Origin of the sequence: Bacillus sp. GbtcB14 (assembly GCF_019091205.1) — a bacterium.
In the GTDB taxonomy this organism is placed as follows: Bacteria; Bacillota; Bacilli; order Bacillales; family Bacillaceae_G; genus Bacillus_A; species Bacillus_A cereus_AG.
Window position 1 is genome coordinate 659,936 of record NZ_JAGXJT010000002.1, and the last position, 14,949, is coordinate 674,884.

Genomic DNA, 14,949 nt, shown 5'->3' on the forward strand with positions numbered 1-14,949 from the left:
CTGACAACTTTGTGAACATGAAAAAATGTGATCATCCTAAAACTATTTTGGAATTGCTTCATTTCATTATAAAAGTTGCTATTGTCATCAACTTCTACCAATATATTTTGTCAAAACATTTATATATTTAAAATTGAGTTCGATATAATTTTATTTACTACGATCCTATTCGTAAAAACAAAAAGAGGGATGTTGTATAAGTCAAAGTTTGACTTATACAACATCCCTCTTTCAAAACTATTTACAGCATATTTATTAATATTTCAGGTCTTCCCCAATTCATTTCTTCACAAACGAATCTAAGTTTTTCTTCATCCATTGTGTGTAATCCTTCTTCTAATGAACAAGAAATAGGAACTTCACAATGAATTTGTGCCAATTGTAATGAAATATTTAAGTTCTCTAGATCACTTTCAATCTTTGTACGCTGCGCTTTCGTTAATGATGCTACATTTTCTAGTACAGTTGCTACTGTTCCGTGCTCTTGAATCAATTTATACGCTGTTTTTTCCCCGATACCTTTTACACCTGGGTAATTATCGCTCGTATCTCCCATGAATGCTTTCGCATGCACGATTTGCCAAGGCTCCACACCTTTTTCTTCCATGATTTTCTCTGGTGTGTAGTATTCGTAATTTCCAATTCCTTTGCGCAAGAGCATTACTGTAACGTTCTTATCAACAAGCTGAAGTAAATCCGTATCACCCGTTAAAATATACACTTCCGCTTCATTACAGTATTGTTTTGCAAGCGTGCCGATACAATCATCCGCTTCATACCCTTTCATACCAATAACTGGAATAGACAATTTCGCAGTCATTTCTTGAACTAAATCAAATTGCGGAATTAATTCTTCAGGCGGCGCTGCACGATTCGCTTTATAATTTGAGAACGATTCTGTTCTAAATGTCGTACTTCCCATATCCCAGCATGTTACGATGTGTGTTGGTTCAATTGCTTGCATAGCTGTTAATAAATGTTTCATATAACCATGAATCCCGTTTGTAGGGGTACCATCTTGTCGTTTCATAAATTGTCCGTAGACACTTGTTGCGTAAAAAGCACGAAATAATAGTGCCATACCATCAACTAATAATACTTTTTTCATAATTCCTCTCCTACTACAAAAAATAATAACCCCACGTCATCACGTAAGGTTATATAAATAGATTACCATTCTACGTTTTTTCAACTTTGTCTATTATACATTGTTTTTGTATATTTAGCATCATTTACACATTAAGACATTCTACTACAACAAGTATGAAGAATTCCTGAATACGTATTTTTCCCAGTCGAAACAACTACAGCCTTTGCATTTCCACCAACAATATACGTCCCTTTGAAACATACGTTTTCAAGTTCAAGTGGATTATAGTCTTTCATTCGTTTTAAAGGAATAAATCGTTTGCGCTCAAGATGATAGCAACTTTCAAATTTCTCAATACTTGTATCTTTTCCTGTTAGCACAGATTCATTTACTAATAAATCATTCGCGTAAATGATACGTACATCTGCTGGTACTATATCACCTTCTGAAAGAAAAATCATATCACCAGGAACAAGCTCTTGTACTGGCAAATTCATCATTTTTAATTCACCGTTTACCCCTATTACACTAGAACATTCTACTCGAGACACAGTAATTTTCTCACATTGTGATCCATCACGCACATGTTGTTTTGAAAAACCTGGAATCATTCCGCTTAGCTTCATCATCAATTCCGCAATACGCGCTCTTTTTGAAGTTAATTCATTTCGGCCGTATACTTGAATACGTTTTTGTGCCTCTTTCATAGATAATCCGTCTCTTGTTGTTTTAAAATACGCAAATACAGATTTTACATCTCTCGTTGCGATTTCAATTAATAAATCTTTATTTTTCTGAAGCATTGTTTGTTCTTTCATTGATTTTTTACTTAATTTATATGACGTGTTACCCACAGTTTTGTTTGCATATAACATATTATCGTCTCCTCCTGTACAACATAGGAAGAAACGCTTTGCTTCTCAAATTATCCACTTTATCGTAACAGTGTCTAGCGCTTAAACATGCATATAAACGCTACATTATGATAAATATAGAGGGAGGAACAAGTCGTTTCCTGCCTACATCATATATTTTTGAATTGAAGTATATGGGTAACGGAACCGAGTCAGAATTTGACATGCTCCTCACCTCCTCGTTTAATTTTATAGTTTATACTATGAAATTACTCATAGCTTGGTAACAAAAAGACCTTTACTCCGAAAAGAGTAAAGGCCATTACATACACAAATAAACGATTCCTAATACAATTAGAAATCTACGGACCTCTCCCTCGCCGAGTTTTAGCACTGTATAGCATAGGTACATTACCAGCTACGTTAAGAAAAACCTTAATTCGATCATTCCTGTTGACCCATTGGCGTCTCTCGACATTTTTGGGCAGTAGCATTTCTCTATACAGGAGCCTCACCTAACAGAGACTTATATTTTATTACATAGAAAATGTTACTCTTATTTAAAATAGATGTCAACAGTAGCCTACAATTTTTTCGAAAGGTATGGCAAACTAACATCTATAAAAATAAAAAACTTTACGTTTGAACGTAAAGTTTTTAATAAGTTATACAACCAGCAATTACAATCCCAATGGAAAGCGATAAAAACATAAGAAAAAGACCGACTGCTTGATTATCTTCTTCGAGACTTTTGTTTATATTAAAGCGCGGTGTAAGCCACTCAGCTAAATAAAAGACGATAATTTGAGCCAAAATCCCAACTGCTCCCCACGAAACCATATCAAGAAGTGAAATAGAATTAGCTGCTGTCGAATATAAAACAATAGCTAGCCCAAGTAATCGTCCTCCAAGTACATAGCTTACCGCCCTATTTCCTTGGGCCATTAACTTAAATTCTTTTACTTTCGTTGTCACTGCCATTAGGAAAAGACCAATGCATAAAAGTCCCAATGTTACTGCTAAATATAATAAAAAATTAATCATGTACTTTCCTCCTTTTTATACCTACCGGTAAATAGTACGATTCATTCCCCGTAATTTTTTCCCCAGCGCGAATACCGATACTACTCGCTTTTCCAGCAATTAAAAACGAACCAAACACATACGACATTGTCTCCATCCCTTTTTCTGTTTCCAAGGATACAACTGGAAGTTCTATATATTTTTGAAATATCGGCAGTGACGCTTTATACGTCTGATATGCATTTTGCATCATAATATTTTCGTCCTTATCGCGAACGGTAATTGTGTCCCCTTCTCTACCAAATGAAGGTTTTTGAACGAAAGAACCTTTTCCTAAAAATAAATCTGGCTCTAAATATGTAGGTAACATATATTCTTTAATCCACTGTTGTTCCTCATTTGTATAAAAGGCCTCTTCTTCTGCTAACCCCCAAATTAGACACTGAATGGATTTGGGCTGAAGTAAAAATGCTGACAAAGGATTTATTATAAAAAGCTTTCCGGCTTTTACAAGCTGCAACAGTTCCACACCTACCAAGTCTCCTGTTTCAGGATCTTGATCCTCAATTAAATCTTCTATCGGATATGTTTGGCGATATAAAACATCAATCTTTACTCCATCACTATCCACTAAAGCATCTTTTGTAATTCTAAGTTTTGACATTGGCACTACTTTATTTTCAACATGGCATAACTGACTCAAATACATAGTCGTATTCCAATCCTCAATATGTTCATGATGTGCTGTAAAAATAACATTTGGGTTATCTATTCCCTTTGTCGCCTCCATAACAGCTTTTGTAACACCAGAAGATAGCAACCGTTCTTGATCCAAGTTTGGATCATCGTAGCCTAGTTTTCCGCAAACTTTTCCATTCATTTGAAAGCATTCCATAATAAAAGTTGGCGTATCACTATTAAACTCAAGCATTTTAATTTGGTTATCATCAGTTACAACGAAATCAAATCGTGAAATAACAGATTCAGGATACAATCCTTTCATTCTAATGAACGTTAAGCTCGCAGGAGGAAAACCAAGTTCAAGAAGCTGTTCTTCACTTAAATTACGCAAAAGTCTAGCAGTCTTAAAAAATATTTTCCCCATCCGTTCAGTCGCTACTTGTAATTGTTTCATAGTCTCATTTGTTATAGAGAAAACATGAAACAAACTATACTCACATTCATATAAATCCGACCAGAAATTCGGATATTTCGAATAAAACTCTTTTCGTTCTCTTATGTATTGCGACATATGTTAGCCCCCAAATCCACCCTTTGAACCACTTCCAATTCCACCTTTAAATTCCGCAGACGATTGATACGACTTAAACGCCGATGAATTTTTAAAAGCGGATTTATTTTGATAGTATCGCCCACCATAGAAATAATGCCCACGGTAACCTGAACTACTATCATCACACTGCCATACCCCAAGTTCATCATCCCAATCCCAATCTGAACAACTAGTATCATTCGGTTTTGAGGGAAGATCTTGTGCGCAGCCAAATAAGGTGCCAGTCATTAAAGACGTTACGACACCACCTACTAGCCATTTCGTTTTTGTCACCTTCGCACTCCCCTTTTTAAATTCTATTTCTATTATATAGGATGGCATGATAAAGTAGAAGAAAAAGGAAGAAGAGGGATAAAATGCACTTAGAATATCGACTTAATGATGAAACGAAAGGGTATCCAGCTTTATGGAACTACGCAAATATTTCTAATTCTGAAATCATCGCACGCATGACTTGTGAATATTTTATAAAAGATAAAAATACATATGTTGTTACTGCAACTTCAGTAGATCCAGACGGAACAGCAGTTATATATATTCAACAAGAAACCTTTTCTAACGATCCTTCAGATCCTACTTACTTCCACATCGGTTTTGAAATTAGAGAGCTAAAGGATACGAGTTCAAACTTGATTGAAAGTAAAGATGTATGGAACTATGAAGAAATTTTACCATCACTTCATTCAGATATTATATATATTAAGCGCGACGGCACGCATATGGAGTTCACTTTAGATTCAAGAGAGATTGATGAAGACAGAAAGTGCTATATTTATTATGGAAATTTCACAGGTGAATCGAGATAACATGAATATATATATGCAACAAAAAAACCTTACGTATAAAACGTAAGGTTTTTATTTAGCCCCACATATGCCGTTCTCTCTAGATGTCCATAAACCTGCTCTCACAGGTGGATGCTCTCACAAATGTTTGTAACTTCCTTCTTAAAAAGATGGCATGTTAGCTACATTTAAATATTGAACTTCCATATTAAACTTATTGGTTTAAGACATACATAAGCTACGTACACCGTAGGAATTTTATATAATGTTAGTTGAAATAAGACCCCCGCACGTGCCGCTCCTCGTAAATGTCCAAAAACCCGCTACTCGCAGGTGGATGCCCTCACAGTTACCGTACATCTTCCTCCACAAGGAAGGCTTGATGATGGTCGCTAAATATTGAGCTTCCGTATAACTAACATCGGTTTTAGACATAAATAAGTTACGTACACCGCAGGATGTATTATTTACTTGTCGTTATATTATCACATTGTTTCCAATGTGTAAAATACAAAGTTTTTCGAGCAATTTCTTGCTTGTGACCTTATTTTAATACAAATTATTTTTGCATGCAAGTGATTAATCTTCTTCTTTTGCAATTTGATTTTCTGGGTAAGAAATCCAATCACTCCAGCTACCTGCATACAATTTAACATTTTGGAATCCAGCTAATTTCAATGCAAGAATATTTGGACAGGCTGTAACGCCTGAACCACAATATACAATTGTTTCCTTATCTTTCGAAAGATTTTGGAATCGTTCTTGTTGCCCACCTTCATTCTTAAATTGTCCTGATTGGACAATTCCATCCTTCCAAAAATAGTTTACTGCTGTCGGAATATGCCCTGCTTTTGGATCAACTAGTTCCTCTACACCAGCATAACGTTTTGGTTCTCTAGAATCAATTAACGTAACATTTGCACCTGCATGAATATTCTCTCTCACTGTTTCCATCGTTACAAGCATATAATCTTGTACATTTACTTTGAATGCTTTTCGTTTAGCAACAGGAATTTCCGTTGTTGTCGGTAGTCCATTCTCTTTCCAAGCTGGAAATCCGCCATCTAATATATATACTTTCTCATGCCCTACATAGTTTAATAACCACCAGAGACGAGAAGCATTTGCACCCGCTTGACTGTCATATGCAATTACTGTCGTATGTTCATCAATACCAGCTTGTGAAAGCTTGTCTGCAAACTCCTCAATATTCGGCAATGGATGACGACCACCATGTTCTGCTACTGGACTTGATAAATCTAAATTTAAATCAAAATATAACGCATGGAGAATATGTTCTTCCTCATACTTTTCTCTACCCCAATTAGGGTTCGCTAAATCAAAACGACAATCGATTATACGGACATTCTCATCTTCTATATGCTCACGTAACCATTCGACTGTAACTATCATCTTTAACGACCTTCTTTCCCTTGCAAACGACTTACATACTCCATAACCATTTCTTCTGTAACATATTTACGCTGCAAGGTAACACCATTTTTTGCAAGAGCATTAATTTGCTTTGTTACAACATTAATGACATCAACCGAAAATTCTTTCCCATTTGACGCAAGAGATACGGCTGCTTCAATCGCTGCTTCACGCTGCGCATCTAATTGTAAACATGCTTTTACACTTTCATTTTGTTTACGAGAATGTGCTGTAATTGCTTTATGTACTTCCATCTTCTCTTCCCCCTAAATAAGTTATATGTTCTGATTCAATTCCATTGCAAGCCGAATCATATCACGGCATACAATCCCATTTTCAATAATCTCTTCTTCATAATGCTTCGAAAAGTAATCAAAATCAATAGAAAAAATACGAAATCCACATTTTTGATATAAAGCAAGTTGTGAAACACTAGAATTGCCTGTACCAACTTCAAGTTTTGACATACCATATCCTTTAGCAGTTTCTATGGCATGACTTATTAGCTTCTTCCCAATCCCTTTTCCTTGCAAATGCTCTACAACCGCAATATTCATAATTTCCATCGTCTTCGGCCTTGTTTCCAAAAGAACATATACACCGATAACATGCTCCTCTTGCTTAGCTACATATGTTAAGCCTCTTTGTACATATGCATCAATTTGCCCCTCACTTGGATCAGCAAGCAATAATAAAGGTTTCGGTATAGCTTCTTTCGAAATATACTCTATTACTACATTCATAAAAAATTCCCCTTTCTCTATTGTTCTAATCCCTCCTTGTCTACCATAAGTAATAGAAAGGAGGGATTCACCATGGACAACAATGAGAAAAAATGCAACGTCATCTCTATTGATGGAAAGAAAAAGAAAAGCGACACGTATTCCTATCCAAAATTAGTAGTAGAAAACAAAACATATGAATTTTCTTCATTCGTCTTATGCGGTGAAACACCAGACGGCAGACGACTCGTTCTTACTCATATGATTTCTACCGATGAATTTGCTGGGTTTGTCAAATCTTTAGATACAGTACTGCAAAAGAAAATTGAACGAATCTTTTTCTCATAACGATTAGATCACATAAATTTCTTTTTCAATCTCCACTAACTGCTTTTGCAATTGTTCTTTGCTTTGTTCATATAGTGATACATCAATCGTTTCAGCCAATGCAAATAATATACTTTCATAGTAGTTCATCACATCTTGCTGCATCACTTTTTGGAATAAGTTCCATTTCATATCCCATTCTTGCTTATAATGATGAACAAATAAATCTTTTTCATCAGCTACATAGTTTGATACGAAAGGCTCTAATACAACTTTAGCCTCTTCTTGCATGAAAGCTTTATCATTTTTTTCAAAAAAGCTTTTTTCATTTTTAAAATGTGCCAATGCTTTTTTGAAATCTTTTATTTCAACTGAAGGGAACGGTTCTTTATGTGTAATATCTTTATATTCATAATCCACTGTTCCACTCATAGAAATTGATTCGTTTTCTACTTTACAGTTCACCACAATCTCATTCTTTGCACGTTTCATCGCTTCATCTATCCATTTTTCAAGGCGTAATGATGTCGCACGCATTTCTTGTAATAAGTCATGCTGAATAAATGCTACTAATTCCATAACGCACTGTTGCAACTGCACTTTCACATTTCCATCCGTTCGAAGCGATGCTGGATTAATAAATTCAGTAAACACATCGTTATAGCGGAGGAATAGACGCTGTTGCACGTAGTAAAGCAATTCTTTCACTTCATTTTGCATCGCCTGCTCTTCAGCAAGCACACTATATGATGAAATAATATGAAGTAGTTGATCACGCTCTGCTTCATATTTTTTCGTTTGCTCCTCTTTCTCTTCATTCCCCTGTTTTGCACCATTTATCATATTTACTAAAAGCTGATCTGCTCCTTGCAATGCACCATATAAAGCATGAACAGATACGAGCATTAAATCTCTCATCATAAAGGATGTAAATGATTCCTCGAACTTCGCAATCCCCGAGTTTTTTAATATACCGTACTTCTCTTTTTCAATATTCTTTCCTTGTTTCTCTTCAAGCGCACATAAACTTGAAATTGCAAATAAACGCGGATTTCTAATGCCGTATTGCAGTAGCTGGTCTGCGATATACCCTTTTACCATTTCAAGTTCTTCTTCAGACTCTGCTAAATCGGCCGCATTAATTAAGAAGAACATTTTATCAAGAGCAAACGTATCCTTTACACGACCAAGTTGGATTAAGAATTCACGGTCAGCACGAGAGAACACATGATTATAATATGTTACAAATAAAATAGCATCCGCGTTTTTAATATACTGGAACGCAACGTCCGTATGACGGGCGTTAATAGAATCCGCTCCAGGTGTGTCTACAAGCGCTACTCCTTGCCTTGTTAAAGCACAATCATAATACAGCTCCATGTACTCAACAAAACATGATTTTTCTTCATTCGCTACATAATCAGAAAACTCTTCTAATGTAACTTGTACTTGCTCCCCTAAATGAACAGAAACCGTATCATACCCTTTTTGTACCGCTCGTAAAAAGCTAAATGTTGTTTTTTGCTTCCCAGTTGGTGAAGGATATTTCATAACTTTATCAATTTGTGCTAACGCTTCATCTAACGTAGTAATCTCATAATGAAACAGCTTATAAACAGCTTTCATATCTTCTAATAGAGCTTGCTTTGATTTAAATTGAACGATTACTGTTCCATGTGGTTTTTCCTCTGTAACTGGCAAAATTTGATTAATCGTTGCCGTCGTCGGATTTGGTGACACAGGAAGCACCTTCTCACCAAGCAATGCATTAGCAAATGATGACTTCCCAGCACTAAAAGCCCCGAATAACGCTACTGTAAATTGTTTCGTTTCCACACGACGCCTTTTTTCTATTACCTCTTGCTGTACGTGTTTCAGCGCTGGCAATGGCTCTAATATCGTTTCAGCTTTCTTCACTTTCTCTAATATACGCTGAATATTTAAAGCTGCCGTTCCTTTTATCTCTTCCTCACGAGCCATTACGTTACTGTTTACGCTTTCCTGCTCTTGTAGTGTGAATTTCTCACTAACAATTTGTGTTTTACTTTGCAATATCTCCTCTATTTGCAATCCTTCTGGCGTAGCAATACGCTCGTGCCAAACATTTTGCAAATAACTTTCATATGTCTCCAAATTGTTACTGTATTGCAATTTCGTTTCCTTTGCCGTTTGCAATATCGTATATTTTTCTATCTCTTCTTCAATACGAGTAACTTCTTCCTTCACTTTTTGCTTTAAAACAACTGCACTTTTATCAAAAATTTGCTGTGCTTTTGTAAAATAACGTTTCTTCAGTTCATTCGCTACATCCGCTGTATAAAGAAGTAAGTAATCACCTGTGAAACCTGCTCCTTGTTTAATGACTTCAGCCAACATTTCTGGTCCGAAAGCTATTTCTAAAGCATATATGTCTTTCCCAATTTCCTCTGTAAACAATCCTTCTTCTTTTAAGAAGGTAACAATAAATTCTTTCACATGGAAATCAAGTTGCGTTTCAACAATCTTTTGTAAGGCAGAATAAAAAGCATCTAAACGTCTCTGTTTTTCTTGCTCCGTCTTTCCTTTCGCAAATAGCAAACCGACCTTAAACTTAGTTAATTTCGTTTCTAAATACGCATTTGCCAATTCTCTCATTTCAAATGGCATTAAATACGCGTTATCTAATATAGCTTGTAAGCCTTTTATAAATTCGTTTCTCACATGAGATTCTTTACTAGCCTCGCGTTGTTTAGTTTCCGTTAGCGCTTCTTTCTTTTCCACTATCTCTGAAACGGAAAGCGGTGATGCTAACTCTTCCTCATATTTCAAAAGAGCTTTTTCATTTTCAGAAAGAATAAACGAGAAATGTTCTCCCATTAAATATTCTGTTTCTCGCTCCATTCCATCTCTTACATACTGCTCTTTTTCTTTCATAATGGAAGTAATTAATGTTTCTAAGCTCCCAATTTCATTATGTGTATGGTTCATCATTCGTAATGAAGTATAATACACTCCATCTACTTCAATATCCCAGTTAGAGAACGATTGTTTCACACTATCTTTATAATCCTCAAACGATAATTCATTTTCTTTATGTTTATCTATTTGATTTACAACGAGATAAACCGTTTTATTACGTTGTTTCAATTCTTTAACAAATTGTAAATTCACTTCCGATTGGACGTGATTATAATCCATCATATAAAAAATTACGTCTGCTAGATGCAGCGTTGATTCTGTCGCTAGTTGGTGGGCATCATCTGTTGAATCAATCCCTGGTGTATCAACTAACATAACACCTTCAGGAATTGGCGCATCATTCCGATAAATGTGAACACCAATTACCTCATCACCGTCTTTACAAATTTGTTTTAATTCTTCAGCTGAATATGCACCGTCATACTCGTACTGTTCTCCAGATTTAACCGTTACAACAACACGATCCATCCCTTTTTCAATTTTGACAACGTTAGCGCTTGTCGGAATAGGACTTGTCGGTAACAACTGCGCTTTATATAGATGATTCATCATCGTTGATTTCCCTGCAGAGAAGTGACCGCAGAACGCAATCATAAGCTGCTCTTGCTTAAATTTTTGAATCACCTCAAACAACTTTACACTATTCTCTGCATCGCCGTGTTTTTGCCACTCTTCATAAAAACAAACAAGTTTTTTCATACCGTTTGTCTGTACTATGTTTGTCATCCCCTTGTTCCCCTTTATCCAAGATGTATATACTTTTCCTCGCTATTTGCGAGCTCATAATCAACGGGACATACATCCTCTCATTGATTACAGTTTTACTTTACTATCATACTAAATTTTCAGCATATTCTCATTAAAAATAAAAAATCCCTTTCATTCTTTTTACAAATGAAAGGGATTTTATGTCATATCACTCATTTTGCTGTTCCTACTCCATTTAAAACATACTTTGCAATAACTGCATATACAGCGACTGTACCTGCTACTAATGCATATACCATACTCATGCACCAACCTTTTTTGATAATGATTATCACTTTTAAATACATTTTATCATTAAAGAGAATCATTATCAACACTTTTCATAAAGAAAGCCCCTTATAAGAAGGAGCTTCACTGCCTGTTTTGAAGAAGGTTAAAACTTGTTGTGCACTCTTATTATATCTCATCTTACATAACTTAATAGTTAAAAAAAATGGAAATCTCCCCTATACCCTCCATCTTACATTTTGTATAATAAAAGGTAATTAATTAACAAGGAGGAAAATAATGACACAAAATATTTCACAAGGCGAGAGGATACACTCCATCGATATTATTAGAGGAACAGCTGTACTAGGTATTTTTCTTGTTAACTGGCCTGTTATCGCTGGGATTGACTCACGTGATCTTTCAGGAATTTATGAGGGGCTAGATAGCTATATCCGTCTATTCTACGATATGTTTATTCAAACAAAGTTTTATACTATCTTTTCGTTTTTATTCGGCCTAGGCTTTTACATTTTTATGACTCGTGCTGAAGCGAAAACAGATCGTCCAAAAACTTTATTTGTTCGTCGCTTACTTATTTTATTATTATTCGGTTTCTTACATTACGTTCTTTTATGGGACGGAGACATTTTACATACTTATGCAATCGCTGGATTCTTCTTATTTTTATTTTATAAGAGAGAACCTCGTACCATTTTAATATGGGCAATCGTTTTATTAAGTATTTTTCAGTTTATTATGCTAATTGCTAGTATTGGTATTGCCTTCATGCCAAAGGAGGAACTCGGGTTATCCTTACCAATCATGCCACTTGAAGACTGGGTGTCACAAATACAAAATCGTTTCCATGCATTTTATGCTGATGGAATTGGACTAAACGCATTCATGCTCCCAGAAACAGTTGGGCTATTTTTACTTGGTTTATATGCCGGTAAAAAGGATATTTTCCGCCGTACGAAAGAGTTAGATCCAAAGCTTAAAAAATGGCAAATTATTATGTTCATTTTAACATTGCCAATGTGGTTCTTCATGGTCCGTTATTTCTTATCAAAACCATCTTATGAACCAATTTATATGCAGGCCTTTACAATGTTTAGCGGAAAGACATTATTCATATTCTACATTTTCACGCTCATGCGTTTATTACAAAAAGAAAGATGGCAAAAGATATTACGCCCGTTCCAATACGTTGGCCGAATGGCGTTAACAAATTACATCTCGCATACAATTGTTACGTTACTTGTATTCGGACTATTGTTCAAAAATGATTACCTTGCTCCATTATGGGTAGGACCACTATTCTGCATCGGTTTCTACACGTTGCAAATCTTTATTAGCCGCTGGTGGCTGTCACGTTATCAATATGGGCCACTTGAGTACATTTGGCGTCTTGGTACGTACGGGAAAATGATGCCACTTAAAAAGAAAAGCAAGGTCTCATAACGAGACCTTGCTTTTTTACGCTTCTCTTACTGCACTTTGCATAGACACTGGCTCTTCTTTTACTTTCACTTTACGCTGCGGCACCATATTAAATACAATATTCAAAAGTACTGCTGACGCACTTCCAAGTACAATTCCGTTATCTGTTAAAATACGAATATTTTCAGGAAGTTGTGAGAATAAAGTAGGAACGACTGTAACTCCAAGTCCGATTCCCACAGAGCACGCCACAATTAATAAGTTTTCTTGTTTACCAAAATCAACGCTACTTAACATTTTAATACCATATGCCATAACCATACCGAACATCGCTAACATCGCACCGCCAAGTACTGATTTCGGGATAATAGTTGTAATAGCTGCTATTTTTGGAATGAAACCAAGAACAATTAACATACCACCACAAGTATAAATAATAACGCGATTTCTTACTCCAGTTAATTGAACAAGTCCTACGTTTTGAGAGTATGTTGTATATGGGAACGCGTTAAAAATACCACCTAATACCATCGCTAATCCTTCTGCGCGATAGCCTTTTGTTAATTCTTTTTCACCAATCTTTTTATTGCAAATATCAGATAATGCAAAGTAAACACCTGTTGCTTCTACAATCCCTACGCAAGCAACTAAGATCATCGTAATAATTGGCGTTAATTCAAATGTTGGTGTACCGAAGTAAAATGGCTGAATACCATGGAACCAATCAGCCTCTCCAACCGCTTGCAAACTTACTTTCCCCATAAATGCTGCAACGATTGTACCAAATAAAAGCCCTAATAAAATAGAGATTGAACGGATAAATCCGTCAAAGAAACGATACATAATGATGATAAATAGTAAAACTCCAAATGCTAACGCTAAATTTTCAAGACTACCGAAATCCTTGCTTCCTACTCCTCCAGCCATATCATTAATTGCTGCTGGAACAAGTGTAACTCCAATTACGGTAACAACAGATCCTGTTACAACTGGTGGAAACAGTTTTACAAGCTTTCCAAATAATTTCGCAAAAATAACAACGAATAACCCAGCAGCAATAATTGCTCCATAAATAGAAGACACGCCGTATTGTTTTCCGATTGCAATCATCGGGCCAACCGCTGTAAATGTACAACCAAGCACAACTGGAAGTCCAATACCGAAAAAGCGATTTGATAGTGCTTGTAAAATTGTTGCTACGCCGCACATTAATAAATCAATTGAGACTAAATATGTTAACTCTTTTTGATTTAAACCAAGTCCACCGCCCACAATAAGCGGAACGATAATTGCACCAGCATACATAGCAAGCATATGCTGCATACCAAGCGATGCGATTTTAAATGGATGTTGCTTCATCGCTTATTTCACCTCCGCAGTTTCATGCTGTACAAATGTAACTGTGCCGTTATCAAGTGATGCAATTTCTGCTAGTGATTCAACACGAACGCCTTGTTCACGAAGCTTCTTTCCTCCATCTTGAAATGCTTTTTCAATAACAATACCAATTCCTGCAATACTTGCTCCTGCTTGCTCTACTAAACTCATTAAACCTAGAGCAGCCTGACCATTTGCTAAAAAGTCATCGATAATTAAAACGCGATCATTTTCATCGATATGATTTCGAGATAATGAAATTTCATTCGTTTCTTGTTTCGTAAATGAATATACGTTTGCAACGTACATATTATCTTGTAACGTTAACGATTTACGTTTTCTTGCAAAGATTACTTTTACACCAAGCTCTAATGCAGCCATAACTGCCGGTGCAATGCCCGAAGATTCAATCGTTACGATTTTTGTAATGTTCTCTTCTTTGAAACGTTTAGCAAATTCTTTTCCGATCTCTTGCATAAGTACTGGGTCAATTTGATGATTTAAAAATGCATCTACCTTTAATACGTCACCAGATAAAACCTTTCCTTCGTTCAAAATCTTTTCTTGTAATACTTTCATGTTTGTTCCCCCTCTTATGCAATAAAAAACTCCAAAAGCCGCCACCACTCGTTACAAGTGAGAGACGCGCTTTTGGAGTTTCGCAAAA

At 35.8% G+C, this 14,949-nt stretch carries 14 protein-coding genes, 2 other RNA genes and 1 riboswitch; of the genes, 3 read left to right on the forward strand and 13 right to left on the reverse strand.

Annotated features, from left to right (window positions below):
- Positions 1–241: 241 nt before the first annotated feature.
- From KVT31_RS08285 to KVT31_RS08305, 5 genes are all read right to left on the reverse strand, one after another.
- Positions 242–1,108, reverse strand: a complete 867-nt coding sequence (locus KVT31_RS08285) for a 5'-3' exonuclease (protein WP_048527107.1) — start codon at positions 1,106–1,108, stop codon at positions 242–244.
- Positions 1,109–1,239: 131 nt separating this feature from the next.
- Positions 1,240–1,965, reverse strand: a complete 726-nt coding sequence (locus KVT31_RS08290; protein WP_088095822.1) for a P-type ATPase actuator domain-containing protein — start codon at positions 1,963–1,965, stop codon at positions 1,240–1,242.
- Between the two features lie 343 nt (positions 1,966–2,308).
- Positions 2,309–2,474: riboswitch (M-box (ykoK) riboswitch) on the reverse strand.
- 127 nt (positions 2,475–2,601) lie between these two features.
- On the reverse strand, positions 2,602–2,988 hold the full coding sequence (locus KVT31_RS08295; RefSeq protein ID WP_088095821.1) for a DUF350 domain-containing protein: 387 nt from the start codon (positions 2,986–2,988) through the stop codon (positions 2,602–2,604).
- Positions 2,981–4,219 (reverse strand): glutathionylspermidine synthase family protein, encoded by a 1,239-nt coding sequence (locus KVT31_RS08300; protein ID WP_088095820.1) that lies wholly within the window; start codon positions 4,217–4,219, stop codon positions 2,981–2,983. Before KVT31_RS08300 ends, KVT31_RS08295 begins: the two co-directional genes overlap by 8 nt.
- A gap of 3 nt (positions 4,220–4,222) precedes the next feature.
- Entirely contained in the window at positions 4,223–4,534 is a 312-nt protein-coding gene (locus KVT31_RS08305; RefSeq protein WP_063263216.1) for a hypothetical protein, read from the reverse strand.
- An 83-nt stretch (positions 4,535–4,617) separates the two neighbouring features.
- Between KVT31_RS08305 and KVT31_RS08310 the strand changes: the two genes are divergently transcribed.
- Positions 4,618–5,067, forward strand: a complete 450-nt coding sequence (locus KVT31_RS08310) for a hypothetical protein (protein WP_088095819.1) — start codon at positions 4,618–4,620, stop codon at positions 5,065–5,067.
- Positions 5,068–5,121: 54 nt separating this feature from the next.
- Here KVT31_RS08310 and ssrS (KVT31_RS08315) read toward each other — a convergent pair.
- The 5 genes from ssrS (KVT31_RS08315) to KVT31_RS08335 form a co-directional block, all read right to left on the reverse strand.
- Positions 5,122–5,305, reverse strand: a non-coding RNA gene (gene ssrS, locus KVT31_RS08315) — 6S RNA.
- A gap of 21 nt (positions 5,306–5,326) precedes the next feature.
- Positions 5,327–5,509, reverse strand: a non-coding RNA gene (gene ssrS, locus KVT31_RS08320) — 6S RNA.
- Positions 5,510–5,625: 116 nt separating this feature from the next.
- Positions 5,626–6,459, reverse strand: a complete 834-nt coding sequence (locus KVT31_RS08325; RefSeq protein ID WP_088095818.1) for a sulfurtransferase — start codon at positions 6,457–6,459, stop codon at positions 5,626–5,628.
- A 2-nt stretch (positions 6,460–6,461) separates the two neighbouring features.
- Positions 6,462–6,734 (reverse strand): YpbS family protein, encoded by a 273-nt coding sequence (locus KVT31_RS08330; protein WP_088095817.1) that lies wholly within the window; start codon positions 6,732–6,734, stop codon positions 6,462–6,464.
- A 21-nt stretch (positions 6,735–6,755) separates the two neighbouring features.
- On the reverse strand, positions 6,756–7,223 hold the full coding sequence (locus KVT31_RS08335; RefSeq protein WP_088095816.1) for a GNAT family N-acetyltransferase: 468 nt from the start codon (positions 7,221–7,223) through the stop codon (positions 6,756–6,758).
- Between the two features lie 72 nt (positions 7,224–7,295).
- Here KVT31_RS08335 and KVT31_RS08340 point away from each other — a divergent pair, with 72 nt between their 5' ends.
- Positions 7,296–7,550 carry a DUF3931 domain-containing protein gene (locus KVT31_RS08340; protein WP_000369740.1) on the forward strand — a complete coding sequence of 85 codons (255 nt, stop codon included), beginning with the start codon at positions 7,296–7,298 and terminating at the stop codon, positions 7,548–7,550.
- Positions 7,551–7,553: 3 nt separating this feature from the next.
- Here KVT31_RS08340 and KVT31_RS08345 read toward each other — a convergent pair whose 3' ends face one another.
- Positions 7,554–11,213, reverse strand: a complete 3,660-nt coding sequence (locus KVT31_RS08345; protein WP_088095815.1) for a dynamin family protein — start codon at positions 11,211–11,213, stop codon at positions 7,554–7,556.
- A 549-nt stretch (positions 11,214–11,762) separates the two neighbouring features.
- Here KVT31_RS08345 and KVT31_RS08350 point away from each other — a divergent pair.
- Complete coding sequence (locus KVT31_RS08350) at positions 11,763–12,926, forward strand: DUF418 domain-containing protein (RefSeq protein WP_088095814.1); 1,164 nt, start codon at positions 11,763–11,765, stop codon at positions 12,924–12,926.
- A 15-nt stretch (positions 12,927–12,941) separates the two neighbouring features.
- On the opposite strand, the gene pbuX is transcribed toward KVT31_RS08350, so the two are convergent.
- Both pbuX and KVT31_RS08360 read right to left on the reverse strand, forming a co-directional pair.
- On the reverse strand, positions 12,942–14,264 hold the full coding sequence (gene pbuX, locus KVT31_RS08355; protein ID WP_000809222.1) for a xanthine permease PbuX: 1,323 nt from the start codon (positions 14,262–14,264) through the stop codon (positions 12,942–12,944).
- Positions 14,265–14,267: 3 nt separating this feature from the next.
- The gene (locus KVT31_RS08360; RefSeq protein WP_000866482.1) at positions 14,268–14,861 is read right to left on the reverse strand and encodes a xanthine phosphoribosyltransferase; all 594 of its coding nucleotides are present in this window, start codon (positions 14,859–14,861) and stop codon (positions 14,268–14,270) included.
- Positions 14,862–14,949 lie beyond the last annotated feature (88 nt).

Bases quoted from the DNA above. Each gene is read 5' to 3' on its own strand.
- KVT31_RS08285 (WP_048527107.1), bottom strand. From the start codon at position 1,108: ATGAAAAAAGTATTATTAGTTGATGGTATGGCACTATTATTTCGTGCT.
- KVT31_RS08290 (WP_088095822.1), bottom strand. From the start codon at position 1,965: ATGTTATATGCAAACAAAACTGTGGGTAACACGTCATATAAATTAAGT.
- KVT31_RS08295 (WP_088095821.1), bottom strand. From the start codon at position 2,988: ATGATTAATTTTTTATTATATTTAGCAGTAACATTGGGACTTTTATGC.
- KVT31_RS08300 (WP_088095820.1), bottom strand. From the start codon at position 4,219: ATGTCGCAATACATAAGAGAACGAAAAGAGTTTTATTCGAAATATCCG.
- KVT31_RS08310 (WP_088095819.1), top strand. From the start codon at position 4,618: ATGCACTTAGAATATCGACTTAATGATGAAACGAAAGGGTATCCAGCT.
- KVT31_RS08325 (WP_088095818.1), bottom strand. From the start codon at position 6,459: ATGATAGTTACAGTCGAATGGTTACGTGAGCATATAGAAGATGAGAAT.
- KVT31_RS08330 (WP_088095817.1), bottom strand. From the start codon at position 6,734: ATGGAAGTACATAAAGCAATTACAGCACATTCTCGTAAACAAAATGAA.
- KVT31_RS08335 (WP_088095816.1), bottom strand. From the start codon at position 7,223: ATGAATGTAGTAATAGAGTATATTTCGAAAGAAGCTATACCGAAACCT.
- KVT31_RS08340 (WP_000369740.1), top strand. From the start codon at position 7,296: ATGGACAACAATGAGAAAAAATGCAACGTCATCTCTATTGATGGAAAG.
- KVT31_RS08345 (WP_088095815.1), bottom strand. From the start codon at position 11,213: ATGACAAACATAGTACAGACAAACGGTATGAAAAAACTTGTTTGTTTT.
- KVT31_RS08350 (WP_088095814.1), top strand. From the start codon at position 11,763: ATGACACAAAATATTTCACAAGGCGAGAGGATACACTCCATCGATATT.
- pbuX (WP_000809222.1), bottom strand. From the start codon at position 14,264: ATGAAGCAACATCCATTTAAAATCGCATCGCTTGGTATGCAGCATATG.
- KVT31_RS08360 (WP_000866482.1), bottom strand. From the start codon at position 14,861: ATGAAAGTATTACAAGAAAAGATTTTGAACGAAGGAAAGGTTTTATCT.